This window comes from Gardnerella sialicivorans subsp. sialicivorans (genome assembly GCF_056746795.1).
Window position 1 is genome coordinate 64,269 of record NZ_JBWPXA010000001.1, and the last position, 18,586, is coordinate 82,854.

At 42.3% G+C, this 18,586-nt stretch carries 3 protein-coding genes and 1 pseudogene; all 4 read left to right on the forward strand.

What is annotated here, in order from left to right:
• Positions 1–15: 15 nt before the first annotated feature.
• The 4 genes and pseudogenes from AC1EKB_RS00215 to AC1EKB_RS00230 all read left to right on the forward strand — a co-directional run bounded on the left by AC1EKB_RS00215 (position 16) and on the right by AC1EKB_RS00230 (position 18,547).
• A pseudogene (locus AC1EKB_RS00215) lies at positions 16–8,147 on the forward strand (cell wall-binding protein).
• 132 nt (positions 8,148–8,279) lie between these two features.
• Positions 8,280–9,059 carry a hypothetical protein gene (locus AC1EKB_RS00220; RefSeq protein ID WP_481248499.1) on the forward strand — a complete coding sequence of 260 codons (780 nt, stop codon included), beginning with the start codon at positions 8,280–8,282 and terminating at the stop codon, positions 9,057–9,059.
• Positions 9,060–9,414: 355 nt separating this feature from the next.
• Entirely contained in the window at positions 9,415–14,337 is a 4,923-nt protein-coding gene (locus AC1EKB_RS00225) for a PD-(D/E)XK nuclease family protein (protein WP_481248500.1), read from the forward strand.
• Entirely contained in the window at positions 14,327–18,547 is a 4,221-nt protein-coding gene (locus AC1EKB_RS00230) for a UvrD-helicase domain-containing protein (RefSeq protein WP_481248501.1), read from the forward strand. Before AC1EKB_RS00225 ends, AC1EKB_RS00230 begins: the two co-directional genes overlap by 11 nt.
• Positions 18,548–18,586 lie beyond the last annotated feature (39 nt).

Genomic DNA, 18,586 nt, shown 5'->3' on the forward strand with positions numbered 1-18,586 from the left:
GAGATTTTGTCACACATGAGTTTAAGCAAAACAACTAGAAGTATTTGGACGATTTTGCTAAGCGTTATCGTTTGGATTGTGTGTTTAGCTATGAAGGCGACTAAGGCTACGCTTATTTGCGTGATTTCGGTGGCGATGTGGCTGCCGATGTGCCTAACTGCAAACACTGCTGTAGCTGCTGATAGTAACACTGCTTCGACTGTGGCTAGCTCTGGTAATTCTGATAAAAAGGCTGATAATTCTAGCGATAAAGCTAAAGATGGTAAAAAGGCTGGTAAGGCTTCCGATAAGGTTGCTGGTAAGGCTGCGGGTAAGGCTAATGCTAGGTCTGCTGATAATCTTAATGCCAGTAATAGTGCCGATACTGCTGGTGCCGATACTGCCGATATTTCTGCGCCATCGCAAACTCCAGTTTTTGTAGATGGACCAAAAAATGCGTTTGCAAAGCTGCAAATGCAAAATGGTGTAAATAATAATCTTTCCAACAGCGCCGCTAAGGGTGATGGGTCTGTCAAAGGACTTATTGACAGTGCCATGATGAGCGCTGCTGAAGGTATGGCTTCGCAAAGCGGAGCTTACGGAGCTTTTGTCAATACTGATCGTGCTAGCAGTGGTAATCGCTCAAGCAATAGTAATCGTGATAGTAATCGCAATAGCAAAATGGAGTTCCGCCCAGGTTGTTATAAAGAGTACGCTCGTTCTGAATGCATTACTGATGACGGCGATAAAATGGGTCACCGCGCATCTAATGGTGCTGATATGGAACGTAAACCTAATCCTTGGAGTACTGTATATAGCAATTTTGCTAGTCCTCAAGGTATTTACACTGAAAATGATCCAAACTTTACGCCGTATCCACGCGGAACGTATTTACAAAAACGTCTTCGTAATTTGCCGTATGATGCAGGCAAAAGCGGTGTTGATCCTTTGGCCTTTAATCAGCTTGATGATGTGCACGATTACATTTTTATGAAGCGTACTCCTAAACGTGATGGTAGTGGATATATTTGGGATGTGCTCGTCAATATGGGTGCGCGTATTCATGGTGCTGCTAAAGCTTTGACCTATTTTGTTGTTCCTAAAGATCAGAAACTCGACGCAAGTAATGGTCAGTATGACCAGTATGTGGAACGTTTGCATTTTAATGCAGATAATCGTAATTGTGGAAAGAATTGGGTTAATCCTAATGGTTTTTGTACTGATGAAGGTACTGTTAAGACTCCACTTGAGGATAGTGAAACTCTCGATAAAGCATGGACTCGTCTTGGCAATGGTGGAACAATCGAGAGCGTCGGTGTTTTTGAAGGTGGTACGCAGCGTAGCAGAAACAATAGCAATCGTGGTCTCGGTTTGTGCGAATCTTACGGTTTTGATTGCTATCACAGTACTAATTATGCTTTCCCAAGTGACGGAGAGCACAAGGGCGGTACTCGTCTTCCTCCAGACGGTTCGCAAAGATTCAATGACACTTATATAAAATTAATAGATAATCTATTTTTTGAACTTAGAGGACCTGATGAAGAGCCTCGAGCAAAGATCTTTGCATTGCGCAATCAATTTGATGAACAAAAGTCACCTTATAGTTACCATATTCATTATACGACTTCAGATAATGGACAATATGGAAAGCTAAGTACTTCCTATTACGGTGCAGGAACTTATTACGGTAATACGTGGCATGGTCCAGGAACTCGATATGGTCAAAACGATCCGTATCAACACAACAAAAAGTATTCATTAGCTGATTGGCGTTTAGGTAAAGGTCACACTACGTACGAGTACACGACTTTGTACCAACAGTGGTACGGTATACCAAATCTAGTTGATATGCGAGTCCCGCATTTCCAGTTCCTTCGCGGTACTCATTTAGGACCTTTAACAAGCAATAATGGTCAATTATTGGCAAAGACTAACAATATTGGTGTTGCAAGCTTACTTTTCCGCCCTTCGAGGCAAAGAGTGTGCGAGGGGGCCAATGAAGATCAGTGCACAGGTAAAGTATGGGCAAAGGGTCAGATTTCTCTTTATCCAAAATACAATTCCGCAGATAATAAGTATGCGCGAGGAAATCGTTGGTGGAGAAATCCGTTAGATTCAAACACTCATATTAATACTCAAGATTCTTCTTTTGGCCCTCACCAGATGACAGTAAAATATTGGAACGATAAACTTCAAATGGGCTCGATCATGCCTTTTAAGTACGACATTATTGGCCAAGCGGACGTGTTTAGACCTTTGCAGACTCAAGAATGGAATGATAACGCTAAGTATCGTTCTCAAAAAGATAAGCTTAAAAATCCGTTGGATTACGTGCAATACTTAGATAAAAAAGGAGACATTTACGAGTTTGCGCATGATTTGAATCCAAGATTATACTGGCCAGATTCGCACAGTGGCAGAAACATAAGTCTGTATAAGGATTACTCTGATGCTAATGAAACTGTTTACTACGGTTCTATTAAAGATGGTAAGAATCCTAATGCTGACGACCACTATGGTTTAGAATACCCGCTCACTGAAGCCTATAACTATAATGATGAACTAGGGGCGAGCAAAGCGATTAAAGATCGTGCAATTTATAGTGTTGATTGGACAGATGAAAAAGGTAGCGTTAAAAAGTCAGACACCTTGCAAGATGCAGAAACAAAGATTGCTGTAAAAGTTCCAGTAGTAAACGTAGTAGATCCTTGCGAAGGCGACGATGATAAAGCTGCAGATAAAGCTGCAGATAAAGCTGCAGATAACGCTGCTGAAAAGTCTGCAGAAGATGATGCGAATAAAGACGGTGGTTGCAAACCGCAACCGTTGAAAAATACGAAGCGTTATATTTGGAAACTGTATGATGCGCCTCAAGGTAAATCCGTTGATCAGAAGTTGAGTGAAACTGAGAAAACAGAATATTACAATCGCGCTGTGAAAGACTTCTCCAAGCCAGTAAAAGAAGAATACGCAACTCCAACTAATTCTAATAACGACAATCGTATTATGATGCAGTCTGACAAGCAGCCTGAAGTAAAGCCAGTATACGTATTAGCTAAGTATGCGAAGATTACGTACTGGGATGAGTCTAAGGATGTTTTGCCACTCGTATTTACGCATATCGACAGCGAGAAGCCGACTATAGACGTGAAAGTAAGCGTTGACGGTGGCGAGCCTCAGTCTGTTCATGAAAGCGGATTGAACGTATCTGTTGGTAGCCGCGTTAGATTCTTAGTAACAGGTCATGACGATATGCATGTGCATATGGGTACTAAGGAGAATGTGCCTCATACTAATAGCACAGATGTTTTGGAAGCTAGTAAAAAATGGCATAACAGTTTTAGTAAATATGATCAGAGTAAACAAGCTTGCGGTAAAACAGCGTGTGTTGATACTCTTAAAGATCAATCCGGTTATGTAACTACAAATGATCCTAATGGTTCTCCGGCTTCGGCTAATGATGGTCCGTCTAAAGAGTTTACATTCCATGCTTGGGATGATGCTGGAAATAATGTTCAAAAAACTGTGAAGTTGAATATTATTGATGGCAATTTTATTGTTCCTAATGTGCGTTGGCAGAAGCAGAATGATGGTAAGTATGTTGGTAAAGTGACGCTTTCTAAAAACGCTACATCAGTGAAAATGTTGGTAGTGCGAATTTGGGGACGTGGGAAAACTAAGCCTTTTGAAGAAAAAAATGGAACTCAAACAGATATTTATAGGACATGTAACGCTCGTACTGATGGTTGCCAAGGAATAATGCTGCATCGTCAAGACGAAAAACACGATTGGACACAGCTAAATTCTCAAAATGATACGACTTTCACAAAAATTATGCCATATGAAAAAGAGATTACTTTTAATCCAAAAACTGGTGAAATTACTATTCCAGAAAATTTGACAGAAATCGGTTCAAGAATTTATGTTGGCATAGGAAGATATGACGGTACTATTAATACTAGTGACCACGCTGTTTCGCAGCCGCTTCCGCTTGAGATGAAATGGCCAGACGATGACATGGTTCAAGTGAGCCCGTATGAGCTGAATCCTTCCGAAAAACAGGGTTTGATAGATAGAATTAAGCAAAAGAATCCGCGTTTGTTCGATTACCGAAAAGATGAGATTGGTTGGTCGAAAGATGAAACTAAATATCTTGGCGGAAAAGCGATAAGTATTCTTGCGCGAACAACACAAAGCAGTATAAAATCTGCCTTTCTGTAACTCCTGACGGTAAAAATACTGGTCAAAATAAGTCTGGTTCAGAAAAGACTTTTAATGTAGTAAAAGCAACTGGCACAGGCACTGACACTCAAGATGATCAAAAGCAGGAAACTGTGCTTGATCCAAAGCAGAAGAAAATCACGCGATTTGTTAATATTCGTGCAGATTATGATTGGTCGTACGGAAGTGGAAAAATAAACGGTCGTAACACAGACGATGGCTTCATGTGGTATGGTCGTGATGAGAATAGTACGCAATTTTTAGTGTATAGATTCAATATCAACCAAGGTAAAAACTTCAATACGAATGACGCTTTGAGCTTATTCAAAGGCACAAAGAAAAAATGGCTTAAAGACCAAATACAGCCATCATTGTACGACATGTTTACAGGAAAAGATGATGCTACGAGTAAAATCGGAGTTGAAGGCGCATGGAATAATGGCTGGAATGGTCTTCCTAAAAGAGCTCAAGACAATGGTAATAATGATCGTTCGTATGCTAAGTGTCCGCTGCATGAAACAGATAAAAATAAGAAATGTAGTGAAGATAGTCAACGCGGAGAATGGGTTAATATTGTCGATTTAGTAAATGAAAACCTTGGTGGCGCAATAACAATAGATACTAATAATATTACTGATAAAAATAGTTCCTTGCAGCCACAAGGTTACCTTATGCCTGGTGGTGAAGGCTATAATCAGCAGGCTTCAGGCGCAAACTTAGGATCTGCAATTCTTAAGAATGGTCAGAAAACACCAATACGCACTCAGCTCTATATTTTCAACGGTAGACCATGGAAAGATTTGGAAGCTCGTGGCGAAGGTGATAAAACTCAAACTCCAAATGTAATTAACGTGTGGTTTGTGCCAGTAGACAAGAATAAGCCGTGGATTTCAGTAAAAGATCCTAATAAGAAGCTTTTAGGCGAGTGCAATCCTACTAAAGATAAGGCTGATTCTTGCGGAACTGCTACGAATATTGATATGAATAAGACTGATATTACAAAGCAGTCGGGCTTGTTCAACGTAGTTGATTTGCTTGCAATGGATGATGATTTCAATGTGGCAAATCCTGAAACACATGTAAGCGAAGCTTTGAAGAACACGCTGAGCATAGATATTGAAGCAGACGGTGTAGGCATAACAGATCCAAAAACTAAAAAAGCTCCTCGCGTAAGATTTGTTACAGGCGGGAATATCAATAAGGAACTGTTGCGTGCATTCATAGAAAAATGGCGTGGGAATGATGCTACAAAGTCTCCAACCTTCAAGATGATTGCTCAAGTAACTGACGATTCTAGAAATAAGAGTAATGAGGCAGTAGTAGGCAAATTCAAGTTCAGTTGGACTGTAGCTAAAGCTCCAATTGTGCGAGCATACGATGGTCATCATTATGGTGACTCATCAAAATCTGTCGTGTGGCTTCATGATTGGGAAGGAGCTGTTGCGGATAGGTACTACAATGCTGTGTCTGTTGTTGCAGGGGAAAATGCGACTCGACTCGTAGTGTATTTCACTCGTGCGCTACAAGAAAAATCTGCTAGCTTACAATCTAATAATAGTAATAATCTAATGTATAGCTTTGGTGCGCAGTCTAGTTTGAGTAGTAACAATGCTGCTTCTGCAAGCGATACCGATACGAGTGAAGCATTAGCATTATGCAAATCGGAATCAACGAATAAGTGGGAAGTCTGTGAAGGTTATACGCTACCTCAAGGCGCTACGTTGAATTCTAATGACGAAGGAAAGAATAATTCTGCAATAATATTTAATCTTGGAATTTTGGCTCCTGGAAGCGTAGTGCGCGCAAGGGATCGAGCTGGTTCTTATGGGCCTTGGTCATATATGCCTGGCGTTAAATCAGGAAATTTGGATGAGTTATCGAATAACACAAATTCATCTCAATCAGGCGATAGTGAGAATCCAACTCATGTAAGTAGCTCTGTAGATAGCAATTCGACGAATAATGACGCGTCAAATGTGTTAAAAGAAAAAGAAGAAGACATGCGCAACGTGCTATCTGCTGACTCAATGGTTGCGCAACGTAGTAATGTATGTAGGCCTGAAACAAAGTCGCCAAAAGATTGGAACTCTCCTTCAGATTGCGTATTCTTCCCAGTCGTAGTAAATAAGAAAGTTGTACAAGTGCATCCATTGCTGCTGAACGACTCTGAAAAGCGTGCTGTGAATCATGTGTTGCGCAACGGAAATGCGGGAGGCAAATGGCTTGGTTTTGGAGATGCTGACCGTCTTATAAGCGTGGATGATAATGATACACTTTCTGCAAACCAGTCAGAAGTTGCTTGGAAACGCGGACAATATGTTGCTCCTACTGAGCAGAAAGATAAACGCAATAATTACTCTGATGCAGCAGGAAACGAGCAGGATTCGTTTATTCTTTTGCGCGGATGGCGTAGGCGAAATGTAACGCCAGAGCCAAGATATAATGTTGTAACAAGATTCGCTAGGTTGCGAAGTGTTGGTAAGGATGCTGCTGACTCTGCCGACTACACGATTACTTGGGATAAGAAGAAGCCATATATTGGCGAACGTTCTAGCGACCCAGGATTTGAGCTGGTTGGCGCGCCTGGTCATCAATCGCTTGTGTACCGTTATAACGCGAGTAGTAGCGGTCAAATCGGTTTAGGTGATTTGCAGAATGCGTTAAAGCTTATGCCAGTAAAATTGGAAGAAGCAACAAAAAACAAAACTGGCAAAGAGCTACAGGAAGCTAAAGATGCTTTTGCTAAAATCCAGCCATCCCTACGTGTTGTTAATGGCACAGATAAAGGTGATGCTGAACATAATGAGAATGGTTTCAAGCGTCCTGGATTCTTCACGCTGAACGATGAGTTTACTAACGCGCCTGACTTGGTTACTGCAAATGGTTATTATGGCGGTGGTAATAGCGTTTCAGTTCGTAATTCAAATAATGGTATGAGTGCTAGTGTTTTGGGAAACGATCAATATAACAAGATGACGCCGAAATCAGCTGATATACCGGAGTGGGGAATAGGAGATGTAAAGTCGTCTCAATTCACGCTAGATAAAGTCCTTGGTGGTCTTGACGGCATAAAATACGTTAATAATTCCTCAAACTCTTCGCACTATGTGCTTTCACTTTCAAACCGTTATGCTAGGGAGAGTCTGCAAGGCACATACGGCTATGAAGCAAAATCTGACTTTAGCGATATTGCTGGAGCGCAGTCAATTCTTCCAGTATATGTAGTGCCGATTGATGTAATAAAGCCTAAAGCTGAATCTATAGGTTCGCTTAATAAATCGACTATGGATGAGCCTTACGAGGTTACTGCTAACGATATTAAGTTCACTTTTACAGGTAATCCAGATGCTAACGGTAAAGTTAAAGGCAAAGAGCTGTTAGTAGACGCTAGCGATGATTTTGATTCTCGAGATGTAGTTGAGAAGAATCTTCAAGTATGCGTGCGATGGATGAACAATAACAAGCCTCAAGATAAAGATTGCACGCCTATTTTGAAGCGCGATAATAGCGGAAACGCAAGTGTAGATTCTGACAAATTGCAGCAGATGCTTGTCACTCATGGAAATACGGCTGTTTACGCAGTGTACGCGCAGACAAAAGATCAGTCAGAGAATAAGAGTGTTGGATATGATGAGAGTAAAGAAAAAGCTCCAATCATAGGCTATATAAAGATTACTGGCATCAACGTGTCGCCAATTCCGCTGCCGTTTACTGGTGGAAACGCTGCTATTACGTACACCTTCTTATTTGGCATATTGATGGCGCTCTTCATAGCGTCGGGCGCATTCGGTAGGCGCGGATGGTTGGTGTCTGTGCTTAGCGGAAACGGCATCAGTGGCGAGCTAACATACAGCAAGCATTGCAACGCTTCGGCAGAATCCTTGCGATGCGGCAGATTGTTTGGCGGTCGCAAATTGTTTGGCATTATCTACAAAAATCGCCATTGAATTTTGCACGTTTTGCTATTCCTAGGTCGGAGTCAAGTATAGTAAATCTTATTTATGTAAAACGAAACATGTTTATGTGAAAAATCGAAGAACATAAATAAGAATTACAACTTATTTGAAAGCGAGCTTAAAATGAGCGAAACACTAGTTCTAACGCGCAAAGAGTACGTTGTGCGAACTGTAATCCGCATTATTGCAATCGTATGCTCCGTGTACGGAATGGCAATGTCTTGGGATTCAATGGCGCTAACGTATTTTACGAATCTTTCTAACTTGATGATTTGCGCGGCGTTGCTCGGCTCGCTGATTTTAGACACACGAAGTGCTCTTAAGTCTAAAAGCGATGAGCAGGGTGAGAAGGCTGAGCAAAGTGAGCAAACTGGCGGATGGGTGGATTCAAAGCCAAACGCATGGTACATTTTTAAGTTTATGATGACGATTTCAATCGCCGTCACTTTTACGCTGTACCTGTGCTTTTTGGCTCCTACAAACAAACTCGGATTTGTTGGCGCGTACATGAATAATGGGTGCTCAAGCTTATGCGTGCATTTTATAACGCCGTTGCTTGCGATTTTTGACTTTATTCTTTTTGATTACAAGTACAAGTCCAGCCGCGCTCACGTTTATTTTGCTACGATTCCGCCGCTAGCTTACGTTGCGTACGCTGTTGCGCTAAGCGAGTTTTTGGGGTTGCGTTGGGGGGATCATGCTATGGCAGCGCCGTACAATTTTTTGAACTACAAGGCTCCTGCAGGGTGGTTTGGATTTGCGCCAAATACGTTTAACTCCACCACACTTGGAGTGGGCGTTGTTTATTTGCTTGTGATTTTTACGCTGATTTTTATTGGCATTGGAATAGCATTTCTTGCGATTAAAAACGCTCGCGCTAAGCGACTTTCTAATCAACAATAGTGCGCGCGACGACCTGCCTTTTTCGCTTAAAGCGTAGCGCGAAAAGGCAATTCGGAGCGCTGAGCAGCTCAAGGCAGAAGCACTGCTTCTGCGCTGCAAAGCGCTTTGACTGAGCTTGAAATTGCATAGCGCGTTTCAAGCTCCTTCAAAGCGTGATTTGGCTCAAATGTAAAGTCCAGTGGACTTTACATGCCAAATCAGCCGAGCGGCTACTAATAGCCGCGAGGAATAGCGCAGCTAATCTGCGCGAACGACTTTCCCGAGTTTGTTCCCAAAATTGGCTGAAATGTAAACAAACGTGGGGGAAAAGAAACAAACGCAGGAATAGCTCGCGCCAGTTGGTAGAATTGTGTCTATGTGTACGGAAGATTCTGCGCTGGCTGCTGTTCAATCGTTGTTAAATGGCACTCTTAAAAACGCGCATGGACGCAACACCAATGTTTTGCTTGTTTTTGGAGCTCCAAACGCTGGCAAGTCAAGCTTTGCGCTTAACGCGTTGCTTTTGGGTTTGCGTTTTGATTGGAGTGCGGCAGATGGTTCGTCGTGCTCGCTAGATAGCGGCGCTGCGCAGCTTTTGCTAAAAAATGCTATTCGCAGTGATATCGCTGTTGCTGCTGCTCAGAATCGCTCCACTGCTGCACGAATGTCGGATTACGTGATTCAAAACTTGGGTGTTTCACACCAATCGCGACCAGTTGGAACACTTTCCGCGCTTGCGTTTAGTTTGATTTCCGCGCGAAATAAGCTTTTTGGCATGCCTGCGCCTAAGCTACTTAATGGCGCCGAGCAAGACGCGCTTCTTCGCGAAGTTGTGCGCGTACACGTTAATCACGTTTTGCAAGGCGATAATGGCAATTGCAAAGTTTGCGCTCTTTTTAGTGAGTATTTTGCTGGCGACTATTCCAATGATTCTTCTTCTAAAGATTCTTCGTCTAAAGATTCTTGGATTTACACAATTTCTAAATTACAAAACGCGCAAAATAGCGATTCGCTCGATTCACCTGATTCGCTAGATTCTAATTACATCTCTAACATCTCCGTAAATACCGCTTTTATTCACCAACTTCGAGATATGCTCGCGCGCTTAGACGAGATGGGCATTGTAAGCGATTTTGCGGAAAAAAATATGCTGAACAGCTTGGACTCGCATCTTAGCGTTCACTCGGATTTTGTATCGTCTATTATTGTTAGCCGCATTAGAACTCAATGGAATTTGGCTTTTGCTCTTAGAAGCGAGTATGCGGATTGCGTGCGCAAAAAGTACCCAAACGCTTTTAGGCTTGATTCTTCTAGGCTTTTGGCAAGTGGCGTTCAAATTTTGAACGATATTTTTAATAATTTACATTGCAATAGTGCTAATGAATCTTGCGAATCTTGCGATTCTTCCCTTGAATTTTACGCTCTTAAACTCTTCCTTCCGCGCATGTTAGTTGTTGACGATTTTCACGACGTAACGCTTGCTGGCTTGGCTTTTCTTGAGTCGCTAGCGCGCTTGGGCGTGAAAATTGTTTTAACGGCAAATCCCGACGAATCCGTTCAATCCTTCCGCGGATCGTACCCAGATTACGTTGTTGAATCAGCGCAAAATGGCGTTATGCAAGCTGCTGTTTCTAAAATTTGCGATTATAAGGTCGAAGGATTTGGCGAAGATTTTGCAAAACAGGCGTCGCAAGATGTAAAGCGCCAAGAATCTCAAAATATACACGATTTTCTAAACCATTCCGATCGCTCAATTGCGCTAAATCTTTTTTCTGCGCGCGTTTCTCTTTCGATTGCTTCGCTTATGCCAACGCAAACGCCAATGGCCCGCAGGGCTTGGAAAATGGCCAATATTCAAGGTGCTTTTCCTATAGAAAAAATCGAATCAAATTCGCAAAAAACAGAAAATTCTTCGGTTTCTGGCGATTTGTACAGAACTCCTAGCCAAGAGATGGATTGCGTTATTTGGCAAATAAAACGCTCTCATTTAGACAATAAGATTCCTTGGAAAAACATGGCAATAATTGCGCACGATAATGCAACAGTTCGCGCGTTTGGTGAGCGTCTTAGAAAAGACGGAGTTCCTGTGCGCTATTCGAGTGTTACGCGCGCGCTTAGAGATGAGCCGTTTATTAAAGCGCTTTTTGCGATTATTGAGTTAGCGCAATTTAGCCAAAAAAGCGTTGACGATTTAGCAAAAAGCGTGCATTCGGGCAATTACACGCTTTATTCGATTGCGCATTTTGTTCGTTCTAGAATAAAGACGGTTTTGGAAAGTCCGCTTGTGGATTTTGGCGACTACAATTGCGCAAGTTTGTCTGCTGTTGACTCGCTTATGCGCTCAATTTGTTCGCTTAGTGAAGTGATTTCAGGCGCAAACGCAAGCGGTGTAAAGGCGAACGGTGTAAATGCAAGCGAAGAAAATTCGCCATTACACGGTCTTATAGAGCAATGGAAAGTGCTTAGCAATCGCCTTTTAAGCGCAAACGAGCCATCTGCAATTGAAAGCGCAAGCGTTACGGTTGACAATCGCGTTTTTAGCGCGCAACCGAACGCAAATAGCACGCAATTTAGCATTGAGTCGTGTTATCTTTTGATTCTTAAGTCGCTTATTGACGGCTGCTCTGCGGATTCTGGTGATTCTGCGGATTCAGGTGATTTAGGTGATTTAGAAAACGAAGAGAATCAAGGCGCAAAGTCTACAGAAATCTTTTCTGTTTTGCAAAAAATGCGCCCAAACAGTGTTCATATGCGTGCGTTGATGCGCGTGTTTAATATTGTTCTAAGACTTTCTAAAAATCTAAAAAATAACCTTGAAAAAGTTAAAAACAGCGGAGAAAATCAAGTTAGCTACGTTTTAGGCAAGGCTTGGAATCTTTGCAATTGCGCTAAAAAGTGGCAAATTCAAGCGCTTAGCAACAATGATGAAGGCCGCGCGGCAAACGATAGGCTAGACGCTGCAATGAGGCTTTTTGAGTATGCGAATTCGTTCTCGTATACGGTTGCGCAAGAACAGCAGACGCCTAATGGAGGTTTGGCTGCTCCAACAATCGCGGAGTTTATTGATCAAGTTCGCCAAATGGAAATTGAAGCGGATTCGCTTGCAAGTGTGGCGCCTCTTCCAGACGCTGTGACTCTTACAACGCCTTCTGGTTCGGTTGGAAGACTTTGGGATTACGTGTGGATTCCTGCGGTTCAGCAGCGAGTTTGGCCGAATACGGCCGCTAGAAGTACTATGTTTGCTTCGGAAACGCTTGTTGATATTGTGCTAAATAGCAGGATTTTGAGTGGAGAAAGTGGCGATAAATCCGATAGTAGCGATATTAACGATATAACGTACTTCTTTGATGCGTATTCTAAAAATCCTAATGGCATTTGCGTAAGCGATAAACAAGCGATTTTTACTGGCGAACAGCGAAGTTTGCTAATGGCAATTACGCGCGCTCGCAAACATCTTTGCATAAGCGCGGTTAATAGTGATGATTGCGTTCCTTCGGACTTTTTGTACTACTATTTGCCAGAGATTTATTGGAGAAATCAAGACGGAAGCTGCGATTACACAGATTTTTGTGGCGATTTTGCGGCGGTTGATGCCGATGCAAGAGGTCTTGTTTGTGCGTCTAGAATCACGCTTGCTAAAGAGGAGTGTGGCTCTAATAATGGCCATAAAATGGCAAAAAATTCTACGATTCAAGATGCGTTAGATGCGTTAAATCTGCTTAAAAACAACGGAGTTGATGCAGCAAATCCAAATAATTGGGATTTTATGCGTAAAAATTACGATTCTGCGATTGATTCTGCGAAGTCAGAATCGCCAGCAACCGCAGAATCGCAAGAAGAATCGCCACTAAAATCACAAGAAAAATCACAAGAAAAGTCACAAGAAAAAGTCTCCACTAGTAAAAATCTTGTAACTCTATCTCCTTCAATGGTAGATAAACTTTGGTCTTGCCCAGTTTGTTGCCTTTTGGAAAGTAAATTTGCGGGGCCTGCCGTAGGAAGCACGGCAGCACAATTTGGTACGCTTATTCACGAAACTGCAAGGTGGGCAAGTCAAGATGAGCATTTAGACAATGATTATTTGCGCAAAAACTACCCACAGCTTGAAGCTTTTGTTAGTGGGTTTGTTGGCGCTCGAGCGCAGGAATTTTCGGACTTTGATTTTTCGTTTGAATCGTTTAGCGCTTTGCAAAAAAAGGCGATTGAAGATGTTGCGAATAAAATGATTGATCATTATTATTCGATTTGCCCAAGTGATTCTAGTATTTCTAATGTAAAAGACCGCTACCGTTTTATAAAAAACGATTTGAATGTTCGCCGCGCGCTTTATACGATTGCTCAATATTTTGTAGGCTCGCTAAACGGGCAAAATTACCCGATTCTTGCGCAAAAAGACGAGGATGGTGTTGTAACAAAGATTCTGCCTGCACCCGAAAAGTCAAAAACAGCAAAGCCGACTATTGCAGATGTTCCTTTGGGTAGTCTTGAGGAAGCTTATTGCGAGTGCCAAATAAACGCCACTTTTGGCTTTGACGATATTCTAAACGCGTACAATCTTGCTGCTAAATCGCAAACAAGCGTGGAAGATCTTTATTCAATAATGGGATTTTTGGTAGGCGGATGGCCTAATGGCGGCTCATGCGATTTGCGAGTTAGAATCAAGGGGCGAATCGACCGCATGGAACTTAGAAAGTTAAACGACAACACGCAACAAATTCGCCTAATCGACTATAAAACAGGAAAAGTTCCTAAAACACAGCAAGTTTTTAACGATTTGCAGCTTATTTGTTATCAGCTTGGAATTGTTTTTTGCTCAGAAAATAATAAAGACTATGAGCAATTGCTAAAGCTTAAGCACACAAAAATCGCGCGAAGTGCGCTGTTCCACGTTGTGTACAAGGATTCTCCTGCGCAAGATAATGGCGTTGCAGAGAACATTTGTCAGCCTTCGCTGTTTGATGAGGATGGCTCGCTAAGCGCTAGTGAAATCACAAGTCGTTACAGATATTCTAACAATAATCGACTTTACGATCTTCCAAGCATTGATGCTCAAAATCCTGCGCAAGGCGTAAGTCAAAGTGCGTGGGCGGATTTTGTAGGCTTGCCAATGCGTGCAAAATGGTCGCTTATGATGATATCTCGCGTATTTTTTGCTGCTGCTGCTGTTAAGTCAACAAGTTTTGCTGTAGAGCCAAAAGCGGATCATAAAAATTATTGTAGATGTTTAGACGTTTGCCCTGCGTGTGCAGAAAAAGTGGACACTGTTTACGAAGTGATTGAAGGTAAAAATGAGCAATAACAACGTTAGCGCCGTAAAATCCACGCCTAATAGTGCTCCGAGTTTAGAGCAAAAAAACGTTATAGAAGCGCCGATTAATCAAGACGTGCTAATTGTTGCTGGAGCTGGAAGCGGCAAAACGTACACTATGACTCGCCGCGTAATACATTTAATTAAAAGCAAAGTTCCACCAGAGTCCATATTGGGTTTAACGTTTACAAATAAAGCTGCTGCGGAATTGCTAAGTCGCGTTTCTTCGGAGGTTAGCGCAAGCGGAGCAAAGTCATTCTTAAAGCCAGAAGTTATGACGTATGACGCGTTCTTTCAATCAATCGTAAGAAGATACGGGCTTTTGGTTGGCTTTAATCAAAACACAATGCCATTAAGCGACGCTGGCGCGATGGAAATCATAAAAAGTATAATCGGAAAATATTTAGATAATCCACAAAATAACGCTAAAAATTTAAGTAAGCTATATAATTTTGACACTTTGTGTGCTGATGTTATTAATCTTTGTGCCGAAATATCGTGCTCGATGATTGGAGTAGATAGTATAGGCGAAACGTGCTCAAGCGTGCCTCAAGCTGTTCAAAAAATACGCGAGTGGAATAATGAGTTTGCAAAACACTTAAAAAATGTTATTGGAGATAAAAAGGTAGAATCGCCACTTGCGTCAAAAGCTCCAGCGATTCCAAAATACAAAAAAGTCAAAAAAACGGCTGGAATGAGTGAGCAAGACGTAGCGAAAGTTTCTGCGGAAAAATTTAAGAATGCGTGCAAAAATTACGAAAAATATTGGGATGATTCGTGCTTGCAATTTTGCATAAATCTATACAACGCTTGCCTAAAACGAGACATTTTGCTAGACCTTGTTTTGCAATTTGACGCCGAAAAAAAGCGCGTAAACATGGCGCAATTTAGCGATTTTACGATTGCAGCTTATTATTTGGTTACGCATTTTCCTTCGATTTGCGCGCAATACAGGAATCAATATTCGCAAGTTCTTTTAGACGAGTATCAAGATACTTCTACAACGCAAGCAATGCTTATAAATACGCTGTTTTATGGCGGTTTTGATGCTGTAGAGGGGGGTCGCACGCATGTTATGGCAGTAGGCGACCCATTCCAAGCAATCTACTCGTTTAGAGGTGCTTCGACTGGAGCTTTTTGTAAGTTTGAACAAGACTTTAACATAAGCGCGCAAAACAAGTATTCGCTAACTGTTACGCGCAGAAATTCGCTGTTTATACTAAAAGTTGCAAACGCGCTAACCGAGCCGATGCGCGCGGAAAATGGCGATAATTCAACGCAAAACGCAAGTCGTAGATTTAGCAGCATTGACGATCGCGAAGTGCAAGTGGAAACTTTAAAGCCAAAAGATGATGCGCCAAATGGAACTGTTTGCGCGTTGTTTATGCCAAATCAAAGCGAAGAAATTGATGCAGTTGTGCGATTTGCTAAAAAAATCGTTGAAAAATATGGCGAAAATCCGCTCGAACCGCAACTTGCGATTCTTTTTAGAAGTAAAGCAAAAATGCCACAATATGCTCAAAAGCTGGAGGATGCTGGTATTCGCACGAGCATAGTTGGCTACTCTTCGATTATTGAAAAGCCTGCTGTTAAAGATGTTTTGAGTTTGTTAAGAGTGATTCAAGACCACAGCGACTCCAATTCGCTTATGCGTCTTCTTGCCACTCCTCGTTTTGCGCTATCTACCGCGGATTTGGGTGTGTTGGCATCAATCGCAAATAGTGCGAATACGGAATATCTTTACAACGTGTACGCAGCGGCTGGTCTTGTTGAGGAGGGATTGCCTAGAAGTCAGTGGGATTGTGCTGTTCGAAATCTTAGGAATAAGGCAAATAGTGGGGAAATATCGGCGCAAGTCATAAATATTTATGGCGGAGTGTATTTGGCTGATTTGATTATGCGCGATTTTGGGGATTTTGGGGCGAGTGGCGCGAGTGGCGCTGCTTGCGATTATTGGGTTAGCCAAATGCGAGAAAAGCTGAGCGCGCATGCATTCGCTGCCGTAAGCCGACTTAGTAAAATCCTAAATAAAGTTGATCGCGTGCAAAGAAATTCGCTAACAAGCGTTATGCAATCAGCTGTTGAAGCGCTTAACGTAGATATTGATAGCGCTGTTGGAGCGGCCTTAAAATACAAGGATTTTAGCAATCAAACAATGCTTAACGACATGCACAATGTGCTAGATTCGCTAAACGCGATTGTAGAAACGTATGTGCAAGAGATGGGCGAGTGGCAAGATGTTAGTTTGCGCGGACTAATCAATTGGATTGACTCAGCAAAAACGCTTGATTTGCAAGCTTCCGGAACAGAGCAAAATAGCGCGCAAGTTGTTTTAATGACAGTTCACCAATCAAAGGGTTTGCAATGGCCAGCAGTTGCTGTAGTTGGGCTAAACGAGGGCGCTTTTCCAAGTAATCAAGGCGATTCGCTAAAAGTTGATGATAATGGGCAAGCCAGCGCTCGCATACCGATTGAGTTTGCCGCAAGCGTGCCTTCTGCGTTGCGCGTGGATGCCAATATTTTGCCGCATTTTCCGCATACAGTAACGCGTGCCGAGGCAATGCATCCCCAAAAATCCATGCAAAGTTTAGATAGTGTACAAAAGATTTTTGACGAGATTAAGCCAAATAGAATCAAAGCTTTGTGTGATTTCGCGGCTGCTGTTCAAGAGGTGGATGCTGGCTCTGCGGTTGCTGGCGATTTTTTGAGCGAAGAAACTCGCAGTGTGTATAATGCGTATAAATCCCAGCAAAGCGTTGATTTTATGCCATTTACGCAAAGTGAGGAGCGCGGAATCCAGCTTCACATGGACGAGCGCCATCTTATGTATGTTGCTCTTACGCGCGCAAAGTTTGCAGCGCTTTTAACTGGTTCAGCAAATTCGGGAGATTCGGAAGAAAATGGGCGTAAGCGCGCCGCTTCGGTGTTTCTTAAGGAGTCGATGGAAGCTATAAAGTCGCTTAATGGTGTGATTGAAGTTAAAAAATGCGAGGCGGAAAATTCTGACGATTCCAGCGAAGACGTTTTTGGCCTTATTGCAGGCGATTTTGCAGGTGAGCTTTCTAAAGAGTTTGGAAAAATTAAAGTTCAAAGCGATTCGCGTGCTAAAGAAAGCGTGCTTGAATGGCCTTGTGCTTTGAGTGAAGATGTAGAAAATGCGCTTCAAGAATCTGCAAAACTTGTTAAGAGTGAAGATGTTAAAAGTGAAGATTTTGATGGTGATTTTAGTGGCGATTTTAGTGGTGATGCCGATGGTAATGCCGATGGCGAATCTTCCTTAATATCACATCAAAAATCGCTTTATTCACGCGCAAAAGCGTTTGTTCAAGACGCCGATTTAACATCGCAAAACGCTGGCGATTATTCTCTAGAAGACTTAGCAAAAAAGGTGGAAAAGATTTCCAACGGATCTAGGCTTAACGTAACGTCTTTGCAAAAAATAAGCAAAGTTGCGCAAAATTCAGATGCAAATGGCGTAAATGCCAATGCAAATGGCACAAACGCTAGCGCTATCGCGCGCGAAAACGACCGAGTTTACAACAATCTATTGGCTTGCATTCGACCAATTCCGTCCGTTTCGTCAATGGATGCAAATCTTGGTACAAAATTCCACGCGTGGGCGCAGCAATTTGTGGATTCGGCAGTGTCTTCTAGTGCATCCGAGTGTGCTAAGTGGCGTACTATTGTAAAAAATGGCGCTTTGTTAGATGAGCAATTTATTCCTCAAGATCGCAAAGATTTGCTTTACGAGTTTAATCAAAATCGCGAAGCTTCTGATCCTCAAAGTTGCGCACTAAATCAATGGAAACAACGGCTTATAGAATCGCGTTGGGCAAAACGAGTGCCGCTAGCTGCAGAAATGCCGATTTTAATGCAAGTCGATAATACGGAGTTTGCAAATAGAATTATCAACGGCACTTTGGATGCTGTTTTTGCAGGGGGATTAGACGCTAGCGATGAATCGAAACTCTACACAATTGTTGACTGGAAGACGGGTAAGCGGCCAAAAACCGCGGAAGATATTCGCCTAAAACTTGAGCAGCTTGACTGGTATAGGCTGCTTCTTGCGCGCGCTACAAACGTTGATTTAAGCTGCATAGACGCTACTCTTTACTACGTTAGCGAGGCGCGTGCGGAAAATCGCGAGATTCACGCGCTGAGCAAAACTCGTGACGAGATTTTGAGCGAGGCGTCTTTTTAGAATCAACGTATTTGGTAATCTAAAAGTAGGGCATAAGCC